This window comes from Salinivibrio sp. IB872, from assembly GCF_001995345.1.
Taxonomy (GTDB): Bacteria; Pseudomonadota; Gammaproteobacteria; order Enterobacterales; family Vibrionaceae; genus Salinivibrio; species Salinivibrio proteolyticus.
In genome coordinates, this window is the sequence record NZ_MUFO01000004.1 from 127,749 (window position 1) to 151,648 (window position 23,900).

Genomic DNA, 23,900 nt, shown 5'->3' on the forward strand with positions numbered 1-23,900 from the left:
ATGAATTAACCCTCGCTTAGCTGCGCAATCCGGTGCCTCGAGAAATTAATCCCCATGCCAAGGCATACAGCCCCGCAATAAACAGCAGTAAGACGCCAAACGAGGTGGTAATCCCCACATCCGAGACACCCAAAAAGCCGTAACGGAAGGCGTTAACCATATACACAATCGGGTTCAGTTTTGACACGCCCTGCCAAAACTCTGGCAACAGTGATAGCGAGTAAAAGACCCCACCTAAATAGGTCAATGGCGTGAGGACAAAGGTTGGGATCAAGCTTATATCGTCGAAGGTTTTGGCGAAGATCGCATTGATTAATCCCCCCAGCGCAAACACCGCCGACGTCAGCACCACGGTCGTAATAACAATCAGTGGGTGCGCGATTTGCAAGTCGACGAAAAACAGGGAGGTCATGGTCACCAAGGCACCCACAGCCAAGCCGCGACACATCCCACCACCAATGTAGCCGGCAATGATCACGTAGTTTGGAATCGGCGCGACCAACAACTCCTCAATATTATGTTGGAACTTGGCACTAAAGAAGGACGATGCCACATTCGAGTAAGAGTTGGTTATCACCGACATCATGATAAGCCCGGGCACGATGTACTCCATGTAAGTGAAGCCTTCCATTTCACCAATTCGAGAGCCAATCAGGTTACCGAAAATAATAAAATAGAGGCTCATGGTAATCGCTGGTGGCACCAGGGTCTGTACCCAAATACGCGTAAAGCGGACCACTTCTTTGTGGATCAGGGTACGAAAAGCGACCCAATACAAGGCATTCATGCGTGGCCCTCCCCGTTTTGCTGAATCAAGGTGACAAACAGCTCCTCAAGACGATTCGCCTTGTTTCGCATCGACAGCACTTGTACACCTTGTTGCGACAATTGTTCGAATACCGGCGTCAGCCCGACTGATTTATTCACCTCCACTTCAAGAGTGTTAGTGTCGGTTTTTTGCCAATTCACGCCGTCTAAGGTGCTGAGCTTATGTCCGGGCTGCAAATCAAGAATGAAGGTTTCCGCGTCCAACTTGGCAAGCAGTGCTTTCATGGACGTGTCTTCCACCAGCTCACCTCGATTGATGATACCGATGTTTCGACACAGCATTTCCGCTTCTTCGAGATAGTGGGTGGTCAAAATAATGGTGATCCCTTGGCGGTTTATCTCACTGAGAAAATCCCACATCGAGCGACGCAGCTCGATATCCACCCCTGCTGTCGGCTCGTCCAAGATCAATAAGCGAGGCTCGTGCATTAATGCGCGGGCAATCATCAAGCGACGCTTCATCCCACCCGATAAGTTCCGTGCTGGCTCATGGCGTTTATCCCACAAGTCGAGCTGAGAGAGGTATTTTTTCGCACGCTCTTTGGCCTGAGCACGCGGCACACCGTAGTATCCAGCTTGGTTCACCACAATCTGCTGCACTTTTTCAAACTGATTAAAGTTAAACTCTTGCGGCACAAGGCCAATTTGCTTTTTGGCTTCCACCTTTTGCGTGTCTAAGTCGTAGCCAAAAATGCTCACCTGACCTTGGGTCTTGTTGACCAGTGAGCTCAATATGCCAATGGTGGTCGATTTTCCCGCCCCATTAGGCCCCAATAGCGCATAAAAATCGCCCTCCTCCACGGAGAGCGATACCCCTTTAAGCGCCTTGACATTGGACCCGTACGTTTTCACCAGGTCCTTAATTTCGATTGCTTTCATAAGCTCCCGTTACGTTTAAGCCATAACTTCGGTCACTTTGTGCGCGGCGCGTAATGCGTCATAACGGCTATCAAAGGTGTGGTCGTCAGTGAGCCAATTTTTTACATGCAAGCGCTCTAATTGGTCCCGCGTTTTTTGGTGGGGACAGAGCAAAAAGACTTGGCAATTCACGTCTAACGCATCTTTGATGGCATTTTCCAGCGCTAGACCGACAGTCATATCAATCATGGGCACGTCGCTAAGGTCGAGGATCATGACATCAAATTCCTCAATTTTGCTGTGTTGACGTGCAATCGCTTTTGAGACACTGAATATCATTGGGCCTGAGAGGTAGAAAAACAACACTTTTCCGTTCGCGCTGTCTAATAAGGCACGCTCCATATCGTTAAGCGGTACATCGTCCTCATCAGCATCACTGATCGCTTTCACCTGCTTTTCTTGCTCTCGGCTCAGGTGTTCAATCGCGATAATATTGGCGATAAACACCCCAACGCCAACTGCGACAATCAAGTCCACCAGTACGGTCAGCACCATCACACCATACATGATAACGGTTTGATGCAAACTGACTTTATGCGCACGTTGGATGAAGGTGCGGTCAAGAATATTAAAACCGACATAAATAGCGATACCCGCCAATACCGCCATCGGAATGGGCTCGGTCAGAAAGCCGGCGACTAAGATGACCGCCGCGAGCAAGAGTGCACGGATAATGGCCGACAACGGAGAGCGTCCCCCCACCTGCACATTGACGACCGTCCCCATGGTACCGCCAGCCCCTGGCAACGCGCCGAATAACCCAGCAACCATATTCGCTAACCCTTGGCCGCGTAACTCTTTGTCCGAGTCATGTTCCTCGCGAGTGAGTGAATCGGCAATCACTGCTGACAATAAGGTATCAATACAGCCTAAGGTCCCGAGTACCAAGGCATCGACCATCATGGTGGTGAGCATTTCACTATTAAATTGAGGCAACACCAAGGTCGGCAGCCCGGTTGGGATCTCACCAATCCGGCGAATCGCTGCCAAATCAAACCATGTAATCGACAGTAAGGTGACCACAACGAGCGCAACCAGCTGCACCGGCATATAGCGCCGATAACGCTGTGGAAAGGAGAACAAAATACCCAGTGTCACCAGCCCCAACAGTAATTCGCTTTGCTGAGTGTGAGCAATCAGATCGGGAAGACTTTTAAGCGTGCCTAACACCCCGCCATCAGGCGTGGCTTGGCCCAGCAAGGGTGGTAGTTGGAGAATAATCAGGATAACGCCAATCCCCGACATAAAACCGGAGATCACACTGTAGGGCATTAAGGTCACGTATTTGCCCAGTTTGAGTGTCCCCAATATCACTTGGAACAGGCCGGCCATCATCACTACGGTAAAGCCCATTGCCATGCCGCCCTCAGGATAGCGCGACACCATGGTAGTGAGCACCGCGGTCATAATCACCGTCATCGGCCCAGTTGGCTCAGAAATAAGCGTTGAAGAGCCACCAAATAAAGCAGCAAACAAGCCCACTAAAATGGCGCCCCACATTCCGGCTTCCGCCCCCGCTCCTGACGCTACCCCGAACGCCAGCGAGAGGGGCAAAGAGATAACCGCCGTGGTGACGCCCCCAAACAGGTCCCCTTTGAGGGTCCAGTTTTTGAATCGTTCGAATTTCAAAACCTTTGATCCTTTCAAGTCGTATGCAGTTTCACGGCCATGACGGCTTTACTCACTGGCACGGGACTCACCCGGTGCGCGGGCGCCAGTATATAGGAATGTGTGTAAGATCAAATCAGGTAGGAAAACACGTGGTCAAGTTTCAAGCAAATGATTCGAAATGCGTAGAAATGTGGCAAATTTAAAATAAAAGCGTTGTAAAATAAGGTTTGTCAAAAACTTAGCATCGCTAAAAAATCGCGAAAAGCGCGACATCACCGTCAAGGCCACGTCGCGCTATGAGGTTATGGCATTACTTCAACTAACCGGTTAGCCGCTTCGAGCGCCGGCTTACGTGTGGTGAAAATGTGCGCATCGCGAACCCAATCACCTATGTGTAAGCGCTGCAATTGCTCACGCGTTTCGTCATGCGGGCACAGTAAAAACACCGTACAATTCGCTTCTCGTGCATCTTTAATCGCGTTTTCGAGCGCGAGCCCAACGGTCATATCCAGCATAGGCACATCACTTAAGTCCAAAATCATCACACGGAACTCATTGATATGCGCATGCTGACGCGCAATGGCTTTAGAGACGCTGAAAATCATGGGCCCGGATAAATAGAAGAACAGTACTTGTCCATTACTGGCATCTAAAAGGGCACGCTCCTCATCATTAAGCGGTACCTCGTCATCCTCGGCATCACTGATTGCGCGCACTTGTTTCGCTTGCTCGCGACTGAGTCGTTCTATTACCAGTAAGTTAGCGATAAAGACCCCTAATCCCACCGCCACGATTAAGTCAACGAACACAGTCAGTGCCATTACGCCATACATGATCCCCGTCTGCTGCAAACTGATTTTGTGGGCGCGATGCAAAAAGCTCCAATCTAAAATATTAAAGCCGACATACAAGGCGATGCCCGCCAACACTGCCATCGGGATGGGCGCGGTCAACGCACCGGCCACCAACACCACCGCAGCCAGAATAAGCGCCCGCAAAATGCCCGATAACGGCGAACGCGCCCCCACTTGGACATTGACTACAGTGCCCATGGTGGCCCCCGCACCGGGTAAGGCGCCAAATAGCCCTGCGATCATATTGGCAATGCCTTGTCCGCGCAGCTCACGATCCGAGTCATGCTCTTGTCTGGTCAGCGAGTCCGCAATCACGGCGGTTAACAGGGTATCAATACAGCCGAGCGTCCCGAGTACCAGTGCATCAATGACCATAGCGGTAAAATGCTCGGGGGTGATATGGGGGATCACGAGCGACGGCAGGCCGGTTGGGATCTCACCAATTCGACGAATGCTGTCCGTATCAAAGAGTACCACCGACACCAAGGTAATACTGACAAGTGCCACCAGTTGCGCGGGAATTAAACGGCGGTACTTAGCGRGAAAGTAAAACAAAATCCCCAGCGTGAGCGCGCCGAGAAAGACTTCTTTAATGTCGGCATTAACCAGTAAATCCGGCAAGGCTTTTAAGGTACCGAGGACACCACCCGATGGCGCAGCTTGCCCTAATAGCGGCGCAAGTTGGAGCAGAATCAATATCACGCCAATACCCGACATAAACCCAGAAACAACACTGTAGGGCATTAAGGTCACGTACTTACCCAAGCGCAAACTGCCAATCAGTACTTGGAACGCGCCGGCCATCATCACCACGGTAAAGCCCATTGCCAAGCCGCCTTCAGGGTAGCGCGCCATCATGGCAGTTAATACCGCCGTCATGATCACCGTCATCGGGCCGGTCGGCTCTGAGATCAGGGTGGACGAACCACCAAACAGCGATGCAAAAAGCCCAACTAAGATGGCTCCCCAAAGTCCAGCTTCTGCACCGGCGCCTGAGGCGACACCAAAGGCTAACGCCAAAGGCAATGAAATAATGGCAGTCGTCACGCCGCCGAATAGATCGCCCTTTAATGACAGTTGTGCAAATCGTCCTTTATCAAACACGCACTACCTCTACTGCGGTTAAGATCATCATGGAGCGGACAGTATACGAATTTTCTCGCATTAACCTATCCGAGCAGTAGATCGCACCGTTAACAGCGTGATCCCTCGGGCGTCATAAATGTAAAAATATGTGAATATTGATCTCAGTATATTTCACGGCGTAACACTGAGGTATAGTGGCAATTGATATGTTTGCCAAAAGACACGTTGCCCATGGCCAAAATCAAAGCTTTATTCGCTAACAACAAAGCATGGTCGCAAGATATTCGCGACAGTAACCCCCAGTTTTTTGCCAACTTGGCCCAAGAACAACATCCCGAATACCTCTGGATTGGCTGTGCTGATAGCCGCGTACCCGCCGAGCGCCTGACAGGATTAGACTCGGGTGAGTTGTTTGTTCACCGCAATGTCGCCAATCAAGTGATTCACACCGATCTCAATTGTTTATCCGTGGTGCAGTACGCCGTCGATGTCCTACAGATCAAGCACATTATTGTCTGTGGTCATTATGGATGTGGTGGTGTCCACGCGGCTATTGATAACCCGGAGCTTGGTTTGATCAATAACTGGTTACTCCATATTCGCGATTTGTACCTCAAACACAAACATTATCTCGGCTGCCTGCCACCACAAGAACGCGGTAATCGCCTGTGCGAAATTAATGTGGCTGAGCAAGTGTATCATTTGGGCAATTCCACCATTTTGCGTGCAGCGTGGGAGCGCGGCCAAGACGTGAAAGTACATGGTTGGTTCTACAACACCACCGACGGTATTTTGCGCGATTTAGGCATGACCGCAGATAGCCGCGAGTCGCTGGAAGTGAACTACCAAGCGGCGATGAGTCATCTAGTGCCCGACTCTGCCGCGCCGGTTTGTTGTGAGAATTGACACAGTGCTGACACAGTCACACTTGTGATCGCGACTTAATCGTCGTACAACACCGCTATGACTCCGATCGCGCACGCTTCATCATCAACAATGCACCGCTCTCCGCTCACCATGTGGCTGATGGCGGGCATGATGCTGTTTGCGGTGCTGGTCAATGTGGCAGCGCATGCTCAGGTTTCACCGTTTCGCTCCAGCAGCCAAGTCCATGCCCTTCAGCAAACTCCGGCGCTCGTTTCTACCGCGAGAGCCAGTGTTGCCTTGCCTGCGGCATTGCCTGATGACGATACCCAACCGCCACACTTAGTCGCGATTCTTCCTCCCCCGCACATTCGCCTTGCTTGGCACCTGATTGCCTTTTTGTGCGCATTTGGGGTGTGTCTGCCACGCCAGTATCTTACCTTTTCGCTCCCCCGTCTTGGTGGCTGGCGAGAACACAACCTGCAATATCGCTTTATTCATTCGCGTTAATCGTTCGCTTTCCTAAAGGCCGTCGCGCCTTTCCCACAATCACAATATCGAGCTGGCGCTTGGTATTAGGTTTTGCTGTGCGTGATGCACAGCCAAGGAGAACGAATGAATAAATTATCCCCCGTTAATCGCTATTCTTTATGGCACTACGCCGCATTAGTCCTGATGCTGATCGTCCTGACCGTGCAGGCGTTACCAAGCTTTTTTGGCGACCACCCAGTGGTGAGCGTGTCGCATCACTCGCATCAGGGACTGCAAAACTGGCTTAAAGCCCATCCTGAGGCCGTGAGTGAAGTGCGTTATGACTCGCAAGGGACGGTTACCTTAATCACGCCCGATATTAGCCAGCAACAGAACGTACAACAGCAATTAAAAGGCACTCTAGGACCCGACGCGGAAATCACCCTCGATTATTTATCCGCAGCACCCACATGGCTGTCGCGCCTCGGCGCCGAGCCGGTAAAACTAGGGCTCGATCTACGCGGCGGTGTGCAATTATTGCTTTGGGTTGATACCGACCAAGCACTCGCTCATCAAGCCGAAGCGTTAGTACAAGGCCTCAACTTATGGTTAGACAGCCAGCACTTGCCGGCCAGCGCCACGGTCAACACCAAAGATAACACCACGGTGCAATTGCCGATGCTCAGTGCCAGCGATCGCAGTAAAGCCAGCGCTTGGTTTACCGAGCATTATCCGCAATGGCGATTCAATAGCGCCGCAAATGGCTGGCAGATGACAGATACCGAGCAAGACGCGATGAGCCATCAAGCTGTGCGTCAGAATATCGATATTCTGCGCAAACGTATCGACGCCTTAGGCGTGGCTGAGGCGAGTGTACAACGTCAGGGTAAAGACTATATTCGTATCGAACTGCCCGGGGTGCACGATCCTAAGCAAGCCAAAAATGTCATTGGCGCGACAGCCTCACTCGCGTTCTATGCCCTCGATGCCACAAGCCCGAAACGCCTGTATGACGCACAGCACAATGTGGTGCCGTTAGCACGTCACGCCATTTTGGGTGGGGAACACATTATTGATGCACGTACCAGCGTTGATGAAATGCGTCGTCCACAAGTTGATATTCGCTTGGATGGCCCCGGTGGCGAGACCATGTTGGCCTTTACCCGACGTCACTTGGGCGATCCCATGGCCACTGTGTACCGTGAGTATCAAGCCAATGAGCAGGGTGATCTGGTTGCCAATGAACGGGTGATCAACGTCGCGACAATTCAAAGTGCGCTCAGCGATCGATTCCGGATCACGGGCCTGTCGAGCCCAGAAGAAGCCCGTAACCTCTCGATGTTGCTGCGCGCTGGCGCACTCACCGCGCCAATTAAAATCGTCGAAGAACGCGCGATTGGTCCGACCTTGGGCGCCGATAATATCAAGGCAGGATTTTCTGCACTGGCCGTTGGCATGATAGGTATGGCTATCTTCATGATGCTTTGGTATCGCCGCTTCGGCTGGGTCGCGATTGTCTCACTGGTTGCCAACTTGATGATGCAAGTCGGCCTACTCGCGCTGCTGCACGGTGCAGTGTTGACCCTACCGGGCATCGCTGGCTTAGTGTTAACCGTGGGCATGGCGGTCGATACCAATGTGCTTATCTTTGAGCGTATTCGCGATCGCTTACGTGCTGGCGCAAGCCTAGCCAATGCCATTGATACAGGTTATCGAGCGGCCTTTAGCACCATCTTTGACGCCAATATCACCACCTTAATTTCCGCGGTCTGTTTGTATGCGGTCGGCTCAGGTCCATTACAAGGGTTTGCCACCACGCTAATTCTGGGATTATGCGCCAGCATGATCAGCGGCATTGTCGGCACGCGAGCCATCATCAACCCAATTTGGGGACGCGACCGCCGCCGCGCCGTGACTATTTAAGGAGCTACAGTCATGAAACTTACACAAGTCCGCTATACCAGCTTCGCGCTCTCGGGATTGCTCACCGTAATCAGTCTCTGGGCGATCGCTTATTATGGCCTAAACTTGGGCATCGATTTTACCGGCGGCATCGTGATTGATTTCGCCTTACCCAGCCTAGCGGGCAGTGATACGCTGCTCGCCGCCCTACACAGTCAGTTCGGCGAACTGGCAACACTCACGCCAAGTACCACTCAAGGCCAGTGGCAGCTTATTTTACCTCATGCGCCCCAATGGCAAGATCCGCAACAGGTCATCGCCCACATCAGCAGCGCACTCGCCATGCCTGTCACCTTGGTTCAAGCGAACGTCGTCGGCCCTCAAGTGGGTCAGGTGCTATTTGAGCAAGGGGGGTTGGCACTGCTGGTTGCCTCGTTGGCCATCATGCTTTATTTGGCAATTCGCTTTGAGTGGCGTCTTGCTCTAGCGGCGATAGGGGCGCTAGTGCACGATGTGACTCTCACCTTAGGCCTATTGGCGATACTTGCGGTGCCGATGGATCTCAATGTCATTGCTGGCCTTCTCGCCGTTATCGGTTACTCGCTCAATGACTCGATTGTGATCGGCGATCGGCTGCGAGATGTGCTCAGAGCCAAACCGAATCAATGTGTATATGTCAGCACCAATATTGCGGTCTGTGAGACTTTTTCGCGCACCATGATCACCGCCGGCACGACGCTATTTACCATCGGATGTTTGTTGGTATTAGGTGGCGATGCCTTGTACGGCTTTGCGCTGACACTTTTTGTAGGCGTGCTCACTGGCACCTGGTCATCGGTCGCGGTGGCATCTTGTCTACAAGAAATGCTGGGATTGTCTCCCGCGCATTATCAGCGCGCGCCGGCTCCCGAACGAGAAGGCGCCTACTAACTCACTATAGAGACAAAAAAACCGAGCGTCTGCTCGGTTTTTTATGGCTTATCATCGCCTGACAGCCAAAAAGGCTCAGCGCTCAGAGAATGCCGTCACGATTAATCGAGCGGCACCACTTTACCGATAAATGGCAAGTGGCGATATTTCTGCGCGTAATCAATCCCTACGCCAACCACAAACTCGTCTGGGATAGTAAAGCCAAGCCAATCGACTTTTACATCCACTTCACGACGTTCTGGTTTATCAAGTAAGGTACAAATACGCACGGAATTGGGCTCTCTTAGCGATAGAATTTCGCACACTTTGCTAAGCGTATTGCCAGTATCAATGATGTCTTCGACCAAAAGAATGTCTTTTCCTTTGATATCATCATCTAAGTCTTTGAGGATGCGCACGTCACGTGTGCTTTCCATGCTATTGCCATAGCTTGATGCGGTCATAAAATCGACCGAGTGTGGCAAGTCAATGGCACGACATAAGTCAGCCATAAAGACGAACGAGCCTCGTAGCAATCCAACCAATACTAGGTCTTTTGATTCTTTATAATGCTCGTTGATCTCGGCGCCCAGGGCTTTTACTCGCGCCTGTACGTCCTGTTCTGAAATCATCACTTCAACGGTGTGTTTCATATCTGCCCCGATGGTTTGTCCCCACGTTTGCGGGGGTCAATAACAAAGGTGGCATAGTCTAGCACTAAATCGATTGCGGATCCCAATTCCACCGATTGACCTTGATGCGTACCCTTACACTAGTTAACTATCACACTGATTGATAAGAAAAAATAATCCCTGCCTGTGTTTTTATTAATAGATGACTTTTTTTGCAGACAAAATTACCGATTTACGGCCCAGATCGGCCTTCCAGCCGTTGTCACGCCACGGAGAGCTGGTATAAACTCAATTCGCTAATTAAGAAAATTATTAGCACAAACAATAATTAATTTGTACAAACTAAATATAAGTTGGCAGGTTTTAGGATGGCTCAATCAAATGAAAGAACAAGGACGCGACTGTCACCAGAGAGACGCAAAGAGCAGTTGTTTACTTGTGGTTTGGATGTGTTTGCAAAACGGGGAATTGGTCGTGCCGGTCACGCTGATATTGCTGATATGGCAAATGTCTCTGTGGCAACCGTCTTCAATTACTTCCCGACCCGAGAAGATCTGGTCGAGGAAATTTTGGCCCAAACAGAAAAGCATTTCATTGCGTTAATTAATGATTGCACCCGTGATAGCCAATCAATGCGAGCATCGCTTAACTGCATTACATCGCAGATTATCGATACCGCACTGGAAGACAAAGCATGGATGAAAGTCTGGTTTGAATGGAGTACGTCTATTCGCGAAGACATTTGGSCGCGCTTTGTAAAAGGCAGTCGTGATGCCGTCGAGCAATTTGTGCACGTGTTTGAGCGAGGCATGGCACAAGGTGAACTCACTCACCGTCACCAACCTCGCGAGCTGGCAAGCATGCTTGCAGGGATTTGCTATGTGTTGTTTTTACAAGCGCACCAGCAACCCGATAAAGCGGCATTAAGCGAAATGGCACAAAAGTACATCGATGTACTGTGCCAGCAAGGCGCTTAAATTGTGCGCTGATGACGAAAAGCCAACCTCGCGGTTGGCTTTTTTCGTTTAAGCATCAATAAAGCTGGGCCCATCGTTAAATAACACCGGCTCATGAGGGCGAATGGTTAGACTTACCGTATCCCCCACCGATAATGGTTCACGGGCATGCACCGACAATTTTTGACCGTGAATATCAATGGTGTACCGGCTGCTATCACCCATAAATTGCTGCGACAATACCTGCCCCTCGCCTTGCGCATCCGCACGGATACTCAAAAATTGTGGGCGAAGCAACCACCAATGTGGACCGGGATGACAATACACTGGCCTTGGCCAAGGTCCCAGCGGCGTCTGCATTTGTTCTTGCGCCGACACAGTCACAGGTACATAAGAGCCTTGCCCCAAGAAATCGGCCACAAATCGGCTTTTCGGCTGGTAATACACCTCAGTCGTATCCCCGAATTGCTCGATAATCCCTTGATTCATCACCGCCAATTTATCCGCAAAGGCAAAGGCTTCCTCCCGGCTATGCGTGACCAAAATCGCCGTCACTCCCTGTGATTTAAAGATCCGGCGGATCTCTTCAATCAAGTCATGACGCACTTGGGTATCAATATTGGAAAACGGCTCGTCCAACAGCAGCAGATCAGGCTCATAAGCCAGCGCACGCGCAATCGCAACCCGTTGTTGTTGACCACCGGATAACTGGTGCGGATAGCGCTCGCCCAGCCCTTCAAGGCGCACGAGCTTGAGCATATCAACCACTTTTTCATGACGCACAGACGCGGCCAGAGACGTAAGACCAAAGCCGATATTCTCGGCAACGGTCAAGTGCGGAAACAACGCATAGTCTTGAAAAATCATACCAATATTGCGCTGCTCAGGTGGCACCGAATGCTGGCCATCTTCCATGATGTTGCACCCAATCGACAGCATGCCCGCGCTAAGAGGGATTAACCCAGCCATGGCTTTCAACAAGGTGGTCTTGCCGCAGCCGCTGGCGCCGAGCAAACACACAATCTCACCCGGTGCGACTTGCAAAGACAAATCTTTGAGCACTGGCGTGCCGTTATAACTGCAGGTCAGGTTTTCTATCGACAGGGCGCACTTCATTGGTATTTCTGCTCCAGCGAACGGTTAATCAAAATAAGCGGTATCAGCCCCACCGCCACTAGCAAAATGGCAGGTAAGGCCGCATATTCGAGGTGCTCATCCGAGGTAAAGTTGTACACGTAGGTGGCAAGGGTTTCGAAGTTAAACGGACGCAGTAAAATCGCCGCATTCAACTCTTTCATCGACTCGATAAAGACCAACAGCATCGCAATTAAAGTCCCCCGACGAATTAAGGGGAGATGAACACGACGAATCACGCCGCTGGTCGTGCATCCCATAGTACGCGCCGCCATGTCGAGTGAAGGCGGTATTTTTGCCATGCTAGACTCAATACTGCCGATCGCGACCGCACTGAAACGCACCACAAAGGCAGTGAGCAAGGCAAACATGGTGCCAGAAAGCACCAAACCGGGGCGTCCCCAGTCATACGCCTTGGCGATATCATTGATCAGGTGATCGCCTCGAGTTAATACCAGCATCACCCCAATCGCTAATACCGTGCCTGGCACCGCATACCCCATAGAGGCGAGACGCATGGGCGCGACACTCAAACCATGACCGCGTAAGCGGCGATACACATTGACGGTCCATGCAATGCCGACCGCAACCAAAGCCGCAAGGCTGGAAGTATAAAAGCTGTTGTAGCTAAAGGTGAGAAAATCGTCGATGGCATTTTGCGCATAGTAGTGCCACGCATAAATGATCAGTTGAAGCAGCGGCAACATAAACGCCAGCGATAGCAAGCCCCAACACCAGACAACCACGCCCACTTTCTTCCAACCGGACAGGGGGGGTTTCTCTATCGCATCACTGCTTGATGACGGCGTAAATTGCGCTTGCTTACGTCGTCCATAACGCTCGGCACTGATCAATACAAAAATGGCCACCAACATAATGGCAGAAATTTTAGCCGCTGCCGTTAAGCTTGAGTAACCCAACCAAGTATCATATACCGCGGTGGTTAATGTACTCACGGCAAAATAATTAACCGTACCAAAATCTCCCAGCGCTTCCATTGCCACCAGCGATGCCCCGACGGCAATGGCGGGACGGGCCAAAGGCAGGGAGATACGGCGAAAACTTTGCAGTGGCGAGCATCCCAGTAGACGCGCAGAATGCGTCAAGGTGACACTTTGCTCCATAAACGCGGCGCGAGTCAGCAGGTAGATATACGGGTACAGCACCAATGCCAGCACAAAACACGCCCCCGGTAAGGTACGCATATCAGGAAACCAGTAATCATTGACACTTTGCCATTCAAACCAATGGCGCAGCAGGCGCTGTAACGGCCCTGCATAATCAAACCAATCGGTGTAGATATAACCGATGATATAACCGGGCATGGCTAATGGCAGTACCATCGCCCATTGCAAATGCCGGCTGCCCGGCACTTGATACATGGCAAGCATCCAAGCCGTCGGCACACCCAAGGCGATCGCAATAACCACGACCCCCACCACCAGTAAGCTGGTATTGAGCGTATACGTCGGCAGAACCGTCTCAAACAGATGGGAGAAAATATCATCTGTATCACCGATTGCGGTGTAGAAGATTGCCAAGATCGGCAAAACCAGCAGCAGAGCAAGGCCCCAACTGCTGGTTTTAATAACGGGTAATCTGTCTTGCATAGCCTACAACATTCAGGCGTCAGAGAAAAACAACCGGGGTGTTATACACCCCGTGTAGAGGCTTACAGATCGAACTGGACTTCATCCAGTAGCTTCACTGATTTGCTGTAGTTATCAGCAATAGCCTCTAGCGGCATAGGATCGTGCTTATACTCGCCCCACGATGCCACTAGCTCAGACTTTTCTACACCAGGTTTCACTGGCTCTTCAAAGTTCACTTCAGCATACATGTGCTGCGCTTTGTCTGACGTTAGGAATTCCATGAGTTTAAGAGCGTTTTCTTTATTCGGCGCATACTTCGCCATCGCCATGCCGCTCACATTCACTTGGGTGCCGTGCGCATTTTGGCCAGGATAGTTAATGTATACCGCTTCCGCCCACGCTTTTTGTTCTTCGTCGTTCAGCATCTTACCAAGGTAGTAGCTGTTCCCCAAAGAAACGTCACACAAGCCTTCTTTAATCGCTTTAACTTGTGCACGATCATTCCCTTGAGGTTTACGCGCCAAGTTCGCTTTCACCCCTTTCAGCCATTCTTTAGCGGTGGCTTCACCGTGATTTTCGATGATGGCAGACACCAAAGATACATTGTAAGGGTGTTTACCTGAACGGGTGCAAATCTTGCCTTTCCACTCGGGTTTTGCCAAGTCGAGATAATCAAAATCATCACCCAGTTTACCGACACGCTCACGCGATGAGTAAACGGCACGAGCACGAGTGGTTAACGCAACCCACTTATCTTCACTGTCACGGAACTGCTCAGGAACGTTTTGATCGATCACATCGCTTTGCACTGGCTGAACCACATCGTGATTAACCAAATCTTTAAGGCGAGAAATATCGACGGTCAGCAATACATCTGCAGGACTGTATTCGCCTTCCTGCTTCACCTTCTCCGCCATGCCTTGTTTAGCAAACTTCACGTTGACTTTGATGCCTGTCTCTTCAGTAAACGCATCGAACATAGGCTCAATCAAAAAAGGTTGACGATACGAGTAGACGTTCACTTCTTCAGCGGCAAAGGCGGCGCTCGTTCCTAATAAGCTAGCCGTAACAGCAGAGGCGATTAGCAGTTTTTTCATCGTAACAGTCCTTAAATTAGACGATAAATGATAACGTTTCTCAGTTTCGTTAGTATACAGCTAATGATTTTGGGCTCAATATTCTGCCACGCAAAAAAAAACGAAACCCAACATCAAAAATGTAAGGTTTCGTTTCAGAGTTTAACGAAGTGTCGTACGAGTGACTATTTCACGCTAACGAATTCGGGATATGCATCAATACCGCAGTCATGCAAATCCATGCCTGACATTTCTTCTTCTTCGGTAACACGAATGCCCATGGTTTTCTTCAGTACCAACCACACCACAAAGCTCGCACCAAAGACCCAAGCGAAGATCACGGCTGCACCCAACAATTGTGCACCAAAGCTTGCGTCTGCGTTGCTCAGCGGCACAACCATCAAGCCAAAGAAACCACACACACCGTGCACCGAAATCGCACCCACGGGATCGTCGATTTTAATTTTATCGAGGCCGACGATACTAAACACCACGATGGCACCTGATATCGCACCGATAATAAGCGAAGCGACTGGCGTGGGCGATAAGGGATCAGCGGTAATGGCGACCAAGCCGGCCAATGCACCGTTTAAGATCATGGTCAAATCGGCTTTGCCCCACAGTGTTTTACACACCAGTAAGGCAGCAATCGCACCGGCTGCCGCCGCCGCATTGGTGTTCAAGAAAATTTGTCCTACCGCCGTGGCGTTTTCAAAGTCTGACACCATCAGCTGCGAACCGCCGTTAAAGCCGAACCAACCGAACCACAGGATAAAGGTACCCAAAGTCGCTAGAGGTAGGTTCGAGCCAGGAATCGGATTCACTTGACCATTCTTGCCGTATTTACCTTTACGTGCCCCCAGCAAGATCACGCCCGCTAATGCAGCTGACGCGCCCGCCATATGCACGATGCCTGAGCCGGCGAAATCGCTAAAGCCTGCTTCGGATAAGAAACCACCACCCCATGTCCAGTAGCCTTCTACCGGATAGATGACTGCGGTGAGTACCACAGAAAACAGCAAGAACACCCATAACTTCATACGCTCTGCCACGGCCCCTGAGACCACCGACATGGCGGTAGCAACAAACACCACTTGGAAAAAGAAGTCCGACTCGAGAGAGTGATCCGCGTCGGCCGCTTGCGTTCCAATGAGTGAACCAAACGAGGGCATAAAGCCACCCGCACTGTTATCGACATACATGATGTTGTAGCCCACCAACAGATACATGGTACAGGCGATCGCGTACAAGCAAATATTTTTGGTGAGGATCTCGGTGGTGTTTTTCGAGCGAACTAGCCCTGCCTCTAACATGGCAAACCCAGCCGCCATCCACATCACCAACGCACCGGATAAAAGGAAAAAGAAGGTGTCTAGTGCGTAACGTAACTCAGTAACCGTATTGACCAATTCCATTGTGATTACTCCCTGTGATTAAATTGCTTCCAGATCCATTTCGCCAGTGCGGATCCGCACAGCTTGCTGGAGGTCAAAGACAAAAATCTTACCGTCGCCGATTTTGCCGGTTTGTGCCGCCTTGGAAATCGCTTCCACCACGGCATCAACACTATCGCTCTGGACGGCGATTTCGAGTTTTACCTTCGGCAAAAAATCGACTTGATATTCGGCACCGCGATACAGTTCGGTGTGCCCTTTTTGGCGGCCAAACCCTTTCACTTCTGACACTGTCATGCCGTCAATGCCGACGTCGGATAGTGCTTCACGGACGTCATCAAGCTTAAAAGGCTTGATAATGGCGCTAATCAGTTTCATATCCTTCTCCTGAGTCCTTATGTTTGCATCAGTCAATAAGTATCAAGAGACATGCCAACTATTAACTAGATAAAAATCAGCACATTACAGAAATAAACTGGGGGAAAACGCGCATTTGCACTTTTTTAGTGCAAACTATTCACCATCTCGACGCATAGATTCATCGCGAGGAGAACGATGCACCAAAGCGAGCCATGATTAGATGTCTTGCAGGAAGGAGGCGAGTGTCAGCGTCACTCGCCGGCAGGTTATCGCGTACGGCGTCCGTAGCGAGCAATAAAATCACGATACGCTTCGAGCATGGCCAGAAAGTCTTCATAACCACAAGCGGCGCTGCTTTCTTGATCGTAAAACTGTAGGTCTTGTGCGCTCAACGTATCCGTCGCCTCGTCAGAGGGCGTTTGCAACATCGCATTGGCCATCACCACCACTTCTTCAGGATTGGCCGTCAGCGTGAAGGTATGTCCTCGCCATTGCTGCTCTTGGCGCAATTGGGTAAAGGTGGCTAACCACGCATCCACCTCACTCAGCTCGGTCCCCAACTCATCAAGCAACCAACGCCCCATGGCCTCATGCCCCATTGAGAACACAATGCGATAGCTGTCATCAAAACTATTGCGGGAAAATTCGTAATCCACATCCACCTCCAAAATGAGAGGCTATTGTCCGAGTTTTTCTTTCAATTGCCAACTCGAGACTGTCATCAAACTGCCACCTTCGCCATACTTAAATACGATACCCAAACAACTTGGCGTTGTGCAGGTAGGCGACAAGTGAGTGAGTCCCCATGAGCATAGATTATGTGATTGGGGTAAACGAACGTAGTCAACACCGCTGCGGCTTCAAGTAGGAAGGGTATATCAGCCTCATCAACGTGGTCGCGTCTGGAAAGGAGTAGCCGATGCATATAGTGATAGCCCCTGATTCGTTCAAAGAAAGCCTTTCAGCTGGCAAGGCGGCGCAAGCCATCCATGACGGCATGGCGCGTATACTACCCAAGGCGCATTTTACTTTGCTCCCCATGGCCGATGGCGGCGAAGGGACGGCGCAAAGTTTTGCCCAGCAGTTAGACGGCGATTTTCACACTTGCCAAGTGACTGGTCCCGATTTTTCATCGATCACCGCCAGCTATGTTGTCGTCCCTTCGCAGCGACTCGCGATCATCGATGTGGCCAGCGCCTCTGGCTTGCCCCTGCTCGCTCACCATCAACGCAACCCACTACACACCACCAGCCTAGGGACTGGAGAGCTTATTCGTGCCGCCCTCGCACATGAGGTCGATGAAATCATTATCGGCTTAGGCGGCAGCGCCACCACAGATGCGGGCGCAGGTATCTTGGTGGCCTTGGGGGCAAAATTGCTTGATAGTCAGGATGCACCCATTTCGCCAACCGGTGATGGCTTAGGTAAGCTCGCACACCTTGATCTGAGCCAGCTCGATCCTCGACTTAAACGCGTCCGATTAACGGCTGCATGTGATGTGGATAACCCGCTATGTGGTCCGCAAGGTGCGGCAACCGTATTTGCGCCCCAAAAAGGCGCGTCACCGGAGCAGGTTCGTCAACTGGAGCAACATCTGCATCGTTTTGCCAGCCTCTGTCGCTATCAGCTCGGCAAATCGATTGCACAATTTGCAGGCGCCGGCGCGGCCGGTGGAATTGGTGCCACCTTGGGTGGCTTGCTGGGAGCACAATTGGTCCCCGGTGTGGCGCTCTTGCTAGAACGCAGCCAAGCCACCCCTTACATAGCAAAAGCCAATTGGTTGGTGACAGGCGAAGGAAAAGTCGATGGTCAAACGCTGCATGGTAAGGTGCCCGCCGCCTTGGCACAGGTCGCAAAGCAATTTGATGTTCCTGTGGTAGTACTAACGGGCCGCGTTGGCGACGATTGTGAAGCCTTATACGAACGCGGGGTTACCACTATCTTGCCGATTCAATCAGGTCCCTGTGATTTACAACATGCTTTTGAACACACTGCGGAGAATCTGCGCCGCACAGCAGAGAATGTCGCCCGCCTGATTGCCGCGCAAAGTGAACAATAAGCCATTCAGACCGACAGCATCACTGGGATAAAAAAACGCCCTCCGAAGAGGGCGTTGGATAAAGCCGGCTAGACCGCGGCTTTGATAATGACGTTATCCGCTTTTTGCGTGTATTCGTCCATACGGTGGAAGTTCAGATAGCGATAGGTATCTGCTGCTGTCGCATTAATGTGCTCTGCGTATTCGAGGTATTCCTCTTTGGTGGGAATGCGTCCTAGGATCGCACCTACCGCCGAAAGCTCCGCTGATGCAAGATACACATTGGCGCCGGTTCCCAAACGGTTCGGGAAGTTACGGGTCGAGGTCGACAATACGGTCGATTTCTCTGCCACACGTGCTTGGTTCCCCATACACAATGAACACCCTGGCGTTTCAATCCGCACCCCAGCACGGCCATAAATACCGTAATAGCCTTCTGCTGTTAGCTGATCTCTATCCATCTTCGTCGGTGGTGCCACCCACATACGGGTCGATAAACTGCCACCGAATTTATCCAGCAGTTTACCGGCCGCGCGGAAGTGACCGATGTTGGTCATACAGCTACCGATAAAGACTTCATCGACGCTATCGCCAGCAACATCCGACAAGGTGCGAGCATCATCTGGGTCGTTCGGCGCACACAGAATCGGCTCTTTGATGTCTGCCAGATCGATTTCAAGCACATGCGCGTACTCGGCATCTTTATCGGCTTCCATCAAACTTGGATTAGCCAGCCATTGCTCCATTGCTTGGATACGACGCTCGATGGTACGACGGTCGCCATAGCCTTCGGCGATCATCCACTTCAACATCACAATGTTCGACTCAAGGTACTCTGCCACCGAGTCTTGTGACAGCTTGACCGTACAGCCAGCCGCTGAACGCTCTGCGGATGCATCCGACAGCTCAAAGGCTTGCTCAACGGTCAGGTGCTCCACCCCTTCAATTTCCAAGACACGGCCTGAGAATTCGTTGATTTTGCCGGATTTCTCAACCGTCAGGAGACCTTGCTTAATACCAAAATATGGAATGGCATGTACCAAGTCACGTAAGGTGACCCCAGGCTGCATTTCGCCTTTAAAGCGCACCAGAACTGACTCTGGCATATCCAGTGGCATCACGCCGGTCGCGGCCGCAAAGGCCACCAGACCTGAACCGGCAGGGAACGAAATACCCAGCGGGAAACGCGTGTGTGAATCACCGCCAGTCCCCACGGTATCGGGCAGCAGCATTCGGTTTAGCCATGAGTGGATAACACCATCACCCGGACGCAATGACACACCACCACGGTTCATAATGAAGTCCGGCAGTGTGTGGTGAGTTTCGACATCCACAGGCTTTGGATAAGCGGATGTGTGGCAGAATGACTGCATAGTGAGATCGGCGGTGAAGCCAAGACACGCTAAATCTTTTAACTCATCACGCGTCATCGGACCCGTGGTATCTTGTGAACCCACGGTGGTCATTTTTGGCTCGCAATAGGTACCGGGGCGGACACCCTCGACACCACAGGCTTTACCGACCATTTTCTGTGCCAACGTAAACCCTTTGGTAGAGTCCGCAACAGGACGCGGACGACGGAATACGTCCGAAGGCTCAAGGCCTAAACTCTCACGCGCTTTATCGGTCAGACCACGACCGATGATGAGAGGGATACGCCCCCCGGCACGCACTTCATCGTATAAGATATCGGTTTTCAGTTGGAAGGTAGACAGAACCTCATCGGTGCCATGCTTGCATACCTTGCCGTCGGCCGGATACAAGTCAATCACATCGCCCATATTGAGCTTGCTAACATCCAGCTCAATCGGCAAGGCACCCGCATCTTCCATGGTATTGAAGAAAATCGGCGCGATTTTTCCGCCTAAACAAAAACCACCAAAGCGCTTGTTCGGCACATTAGGAATGTCTTTGCCCATAAACCACAGCACAGAGTTGGTCGCTGATTTACGTGACGAACCCGTACCGACCACATCACCCACGTAAACCAGTGGATGACCTTTTTCTTCCAGCGCTTTCATTTGCGAAATCGGACCAATCTCACCGGGCTTATCCGGCTGAATGCCCTCGCGCTCGTTCTTTAACATGGCCAGTGCGTGGAGAGGAATATCAGGGCGCGACCAAGCATCGGGGGCTGGCGATAAGTCATCGGTATTGGTTTCACCCGATACTTTGAACACCGTCAGCGTCACTTTTTCAGGGATTTGCGGCTTGTTTAAGAACCACTCGGCGTTAGCCCAAGATTCCATCACTTGCTTGGCGTAGGTATTCCCTGCTTTCATTTTATCTTCAACGTCATAAAACGCGTCGAACATCAGCAGAGTATGAGACAAGGCCTTTGCCGCAATCGGTGCCAACGTGGCATCATCAAGCAGTGCAATCAGCGGTTCGATGTTATAACCGCCTTGCATGGTCCCTAACAGCTCAGTCGCGCGTTCACGACTAATGAGCGGAGAGCTTGCTTCTCCCTTCGCAAGCGCGGCAAGAAAGCCGGCTTTTACATAAGCCGCTTCGTCCACGCCGGGCGGAATTCGATTTTCAAGTAGGTAGACCAGTGTTTCTTCTTCGCCAGCGGGCGGGTTTTTCAACAGTTCTATCAGACTGGCGGTTTGCTCAGCGTTCAGCGGTTTAGGCACAATGCCCTGAGCGGCACGTTCTTCGACGTGTTTACGGTAGGCTTCAAGCACGACTATTTCCTCTTTTCTCGGTCAGATCGTGTGATCCAACATCCTTGGAAAGTGTTAGTACTCGTATCACGCTTATCCGGCGAAGTTTATTAAAATTTTCCAGCAAGACGAGGGTTCGAGCACGTAACCGCTGCGTGAGGATAGCATTTTTAACTTAAAATTAAAATCTACCCCTTTTATGAAACATACGACTTAGGTCTTAGTGACGCAGCGCGCTAATCCCTATTCTTCTCACACTACTCACAGCATGTGTCGCGGTTGTGACTGATTCTACACCGCTTTTTTCCATGACGCAGTAATCAGTCTGTTATCAAGTTCACAGCTTCACATCCGCGGTAGAGAGGTATTATTCCCCTTTGCTGTTGAAACTGCGCACTAGGTGTTATTTTTATCAATAAAACCGACATGTTCCGTTAAGTTTGTGGGGTTCTCGCCGATACGTCGTTAACCATTCACACACTTCTACTAACTTAGACATTAGTACCATAAAAATATCTCAGTCTTTGTCACCCTATTGCGTGGCAGACTCTGTATTCATTGACTTGTAGAGAGAAGGGCATGAAGCTAAACCAACTCACTATTAAACAAAAACTCATCTTGGCCTTTGTGTCAGCCGTTATCGCCTCCACGGCGATTATCAGTAAATGAGCTTAAGCCAAGCTCGAGATATTATGGAAAAGCGGCTGTTGGAGAACGAGCTGCCAACCACCCTCACCCAATTTCGCGATACGATTGATAGTGAAGTAAACCAGCTACAATCCGCCGCACACCAGTTAGCCTCAAACCCTGTGATGCTCGATATGATCAGTAGCGACATGAGTGCCAGTGAAGAAGCGCGTGTCATCGAGCAACTCAATATTTTGCGAGCACAATATGGTCTGAATGACGCCAGTATTGCGAACCGTAAGACGGGGCAGTACTGGAATCAGAATGGCTTCTTGCGGGTCCTGACCCGCGATAAAGACGGGTGGTTCTATAACTTCCTAGACAGTGGCAATGCCACCATGGCGCAAGTGTTCCAAGAGGATAACGGGGATCTCAAACTGTTCGTGAACTTCCAGCAACTTAACGGGACAGGCCTCGCTGGGTTTTCACGCTCACTGGATGACATGACGCAATTTCTGAATCAATTCAAGATTGAGCAATCCGGCTTTGTTTTTCTCGTCAATGCACAGGGCGAAGTGCAGCTCCATCGCGACACCGGCCTAATGGGAGAGAAGAACCTCACCGACTCGTATGGTGCCCAAGCACGTAGCCTTCTCAATAAGGGGGATTTCAATTTACTCGACACCCAAATCAATGGTGATGAACTTTTACTCGCCTCCAGCTATGTGCCTTCCATGGATTGGTTTGTGATCGCAGACGTCCCAGCAGACGAAGTCTATGCCCCGCTGAATCAAACGCGCAACCAAATTTTAATGGTCTCTGTCGTCGTCGGGCTCTTGTTCGTTGTCGTCGCCATCTGGCTTGCCGCGACCATTACCAAGCCTATCCAATATGTCGCCAATGTATTCCGTGAAATTGGTGAAGGCGAAGGCGATCTGCGCCAACGTGTGGACATCAACAGCCAAGATGAAATTGGCCAACTCGCATCTGGTTTCAATAGCTTTGTGGAAAAAATCCACCGCTTAGTCTCAGATGTAGCCGCCACGGGTGGTGAGCTAAGAAGCGCCGCCGAACAGGTCTCAGCACAAGCCAGCGCCACGCAATCGCAAAGTGAACATCAGCGAGATCGTACCGTTCAGGTGGTAACCGCGATCAACGAGATGGGCGCTACCGTCAATGAGATTGCTGGGAATGCGGCCAATGCCGCCAGCGCTGCGAATCAAGCCTCTGATGGTGCAGCCAGTGGCCAACAAGTCGTCACCCAAGCGCGAGATACCATTGCACGTCTAGCCGATGACATGGAGAACATGTCCAAGGTCGTCAGTGCACTAGCAGAGAATACTGACTCGATTGGCGGCATTTTGGATGTGATCCGCGGTATCTCCGAGCAAACGAATTTACTGGCACTCAATGCGGCGATTGAAGCGGCACGAGCGGGCGAACAAGGACGCGGATTTGCGGTTGTTGCCGACGAGGTGCGCAGCTTGGCAAGTCGTACATCTGACTCTACCGATGAAATCCAAACCATGATCGATCGCCTCCAACAAGAAGCGAGCAATGCCGTGCAAGCCATGGAGCAAAGCCGAGCGATGACGGCCGAAGGGGTCAATGCTTCCGACGAGGCGTCACAAGCACTCAATTTGATCAACGAGCAAATTGTCCAGATCTCGGATATGAACACCCAAGTGGCAACGGCTACCGAGGAGCAGTCCACCGTGGTGAATGACATTAATCAAAATATTGAAGAGATTAATCACAGCTCGCAGCAAACCGCTGATACCGCCAACACCATGGCAGAAGCCAGTGAGTCACTACGTGATCTTTCTAAACGTCTTGATACCTTGGTTGGGAGCTTTAAGCTTTAAACGCTATCTTCTGACGCACGAAGCGGGCTTTGGCCCGCTTTTTTTATTCTTAAGCGGTACCTAACAGATATAAAAAAGCCCCGCATGACGGGGCTTAATCAGAAAACGATAAACGCG

18 protein-coding genes and 1 pseudogene are annotated in these 23,900 nt (G+C 51.0%); 7 read left to right on the top strand and 12 right to left on the bottom strand.

From position 1 onward, the window contains the following. Positions 1–16: 16 nt before the first annotated feature. The 4 genes from BZJ18_RS03335 to BZJ18_RS03350 all read right to left on the bottom strand — a co-directional run bounded on the left by BZJ18_RS03335 (position 17) and on the right by BZJ18_RS03350 (position 5,315). Positions 17–787 (bottom strand): ABC transporter permease, encoded by a 771-nt coding sequence (locus tag BZJ18_RS03335; protein ID WP_069586433.1) that lies wholly within the window; start codon positions 785–787, stop codon positions 17–19. Further along, positions 784–1,707 (bottom strand): ABC transporter ATP-binding protein, encoded by a 924-nt coding sequence (locus tag BZJ18_RS03340; protein WP_077455330.1) that lies wholly within the window; start codon positions 1,705–1,707, stop codon positions 784–786. The genes BZJ18_RS03335 and BZJ18_RS03340 overlap by 4 nt, the downstream gene beginning before the upstream one ends. A gap of 15 nt (positions 1,708–1,722) precedes the next feature. Further along, the gene (locus BZJ18_RS03345) at positions 1,723–3,375 is read right to left on the bottom strand and encodes a SulP family inorganic anion transporter (protein WP_077455331.1); all 1,653 of its coding nucleotides are present in this window, start codon (positions 3,373–3,375) and stop codon (positions 1,723–1,725) included. 284 nt (positions 3,376–3,659) lie between these two features. Continuing rightward, positions 3,660–5,315, bottom strand: a complete 1,656-nt coding sequence (locus tag BZJ18_RS03350) for a SulP family inorganic anion transporter (RefSeq protein WP_077455332.1) — start codon at positions 5,313–5,315, stop codon at positions 3,660–3,662. Between the two features lie 213 nt (positions 5,316–5,528). Here BZJ18_RS03350 and can point away from each other — a divergent pair, with 213 nt between their 5' ends. The 4 genes from can (at position 5,529) to secF (ending at position 9,464) form a co-directional block, all read left to right on the top strand. After that, positions 5,529–6,203 carry a carbonate dehydratase gene (gene can / locus BZJ18_RS03355; protein ID WP_077455333.1) on the top strand — a complete coding sequence of 225 codons (675 nt, stop codon included), beginning with the start codon at positions 5,529–5,531 and terminating at the stop codon, positions 6,201–6,203. A 90-nt stretch (positions 6,204–6,293) separates the two neighbouring features. Continuing rightward, positions 6,294–6,671 (top strand): hypothetical protein, encoded by a 378-nt coding sequence (locus BZJ18_RS03360; RefSeq protein WP_077455334.1) that lies wholly within the window; start codon positions 6,294–6,296, stop codon positions 6,669–6,671. Between the two features lie 105 nt (positions 6,672–6,776). Next, positions 6,777–8,555: a protein translocase subunit SecD gene (secD, locus tag BZJ18_RS03365; protein ID WP_108743104.1), complete on the top strand. Its 1,779-nt coding sequence runs from the start codon at positions 6,777–6,779 to the stop codon at positions 8,553–8,555. Between the two features lie 12 nt (positions 8,556–8,567). After that, a complete protein-coding gene (gene secF, locus BZJ18_RS03370) occupies positions 8,568–9,464 on the top strand; it encodes a protein translocase subunit SecF (RefSeq protein WP_077455336.1) in 897 nt (298 codons plus the stop codon). A gap of 101 nt (positions 9,465–9,565) precedes the next feature. On the opposite strand, the gene hpt is transcribed toward secF, so the two are convergent. After that, entirely contained in the window at positions 9,566–10,096 is a 531-nt protein-coding gene (gene hpt, locus BZJ18_RS03375; protein WP_077455337.1) for a hypoxanthine phosphoribosyltransferase, read from the bottom strand. A 347-nt stretch (positions 10,097–10,443) separates the two neighbouring features. Between hpt and BZJ18_RS03380 the strand changes: the two genes are divergently transcribed. Beyond that, positions 10,444–11,052 (top strand): TetR/AcrR family transcriptional regulator, encoded by a 609-nt coding sequence (locus tag BZJ18_RS03380; protein WP_077455338.1) that lies wholly within the window; start codon positions 10,444–10,446, stop codon positions 11,050–11,052. Positions 11,053–11,100: 48 nt separating this feature from the next. Here BZJ18_RS03380 and BZJ18_RS03385 read toward each other — a convergent pair whose 3' ends face one another. From BZJ18_RS03385 to BZJ18_RS03410, 6 genes are all read right to left on the bottom strand, one after another. Continuing rightward, on the bottom strand, positions 11,101–12,147 hold the full coding sequence (locus tag BZJ18_RS03385) for an ABC transporter ATP-binding protein (RefSeq protein ID WP_077455339.1): 1,047 nt from the start codon (positions 12,145–12,147) through the stop codon (positions 11,101–11,103). After that, a complete protein-coding gene (locus BZJ18_RS03390) occupies positions 12,144–13,775 on the bottom strand; it encodes an ABC transporter permease (protein ID WP_077455340.1) in 1,632 nt (543 codons plus the stop codon). The genes BZJ18_RS03385 and BZJ18_RS03390 overlap by 4 nt, the downstream gene beginning before the upstream one ends. A gap of 62 nt (positions 13,776–13,837) precedes the next feature. Continuing rightward, positions 13,838–14,854 (bottom strand): Fe(3+) ABC transporter substrate-binding protein, encoded by a 1,017-nt coding sequence (locus tag BZJ18_RS03395; RefSeq protein WP_077455341.1) that lies wholly within the window; start codon positions 14,852–14,854, stop codon positions 13,838–13,840. Between the two features lie 164 nt (positions 14,855–15,018). Continuing rightward, positions 15,019–16,248, bottom strand: coding sequence for an ammonium transporter (locus BZJ18_RS03400; protein ID WP_077455342.1), 1,230 nt, complete (start codon positions 16,246–16,248; stop codon positions 15,019–15,021). A gap of 18 nt (positions 16,249–16,266) precedes the next feature. Further along, on the bottom strand, positions 16,267–16,605 hold the full coding sequence (glnK, locus tag BZJ18_RS03405) for a P-II family nitrogen regulator (protein ID WP_069586419.1): 339 nt from the start codon (positions 16,603–16,605) through the stop codon (positions 16,267–16,269). Positions 16,606–16,853: 248 nt separating this feature from the next. Next, entirely contained in the window at positions 16,854–17,243 is a 390-nt protein-coding gene (locus BZJ18_RS03410) for a YacL family protein (protein WP_069586418.1), read from the bottom strand. A gap of 263 nt (positions 17,244–17,506) precedes the next feature. On the opposite strand from BZJ18_RS03410, the gene BZJ18_RS03420 reads away from it, so the two are divergent. Next, complete coding sequence (locus BZJ18_RS03420) at positions 17,507–18,646, top strand: glycerate kinase (RefSeq protein WP_077455344.1); 1,140 nt, start codon at positions 17,507–17,509, stop codon at positions 18,644–18,646. 68 nt (positions 18,647–18,714) lie between these two features. On the opposite strand, the gene acnB is transcribed toward BZJ18_RS03420, so the two are convergent. Further along, positions 18,715–21,312 carry a bifunctional aconitate hydratase 2/2-methylisocitrate dehydratase gene (acnB, locus tag BZJ18_RS03425; protein WP_069586622.1) on the bottom strand — a complete coding sequence of 866 codons (2,598 nt, stop codon included), beginning with the start codon at positions 21,310–21,312 and terminating at the stop codon, positions 18,715–18,717. Positions 21,313–21,870: 558 nt separating this feature from the next. On the opposite strand from acnB, the pseudogene BZJ18_RS03430 reads away from it, so the two are divergent. Beyond that, a pseudogene (locus BZJ18_RS03430) lies at positions 21,871–23,783 on the top strand (methyl-accepting chemotaxis protein). Positions 23,784–23,900: the final 117 nt, after the last annotated feature.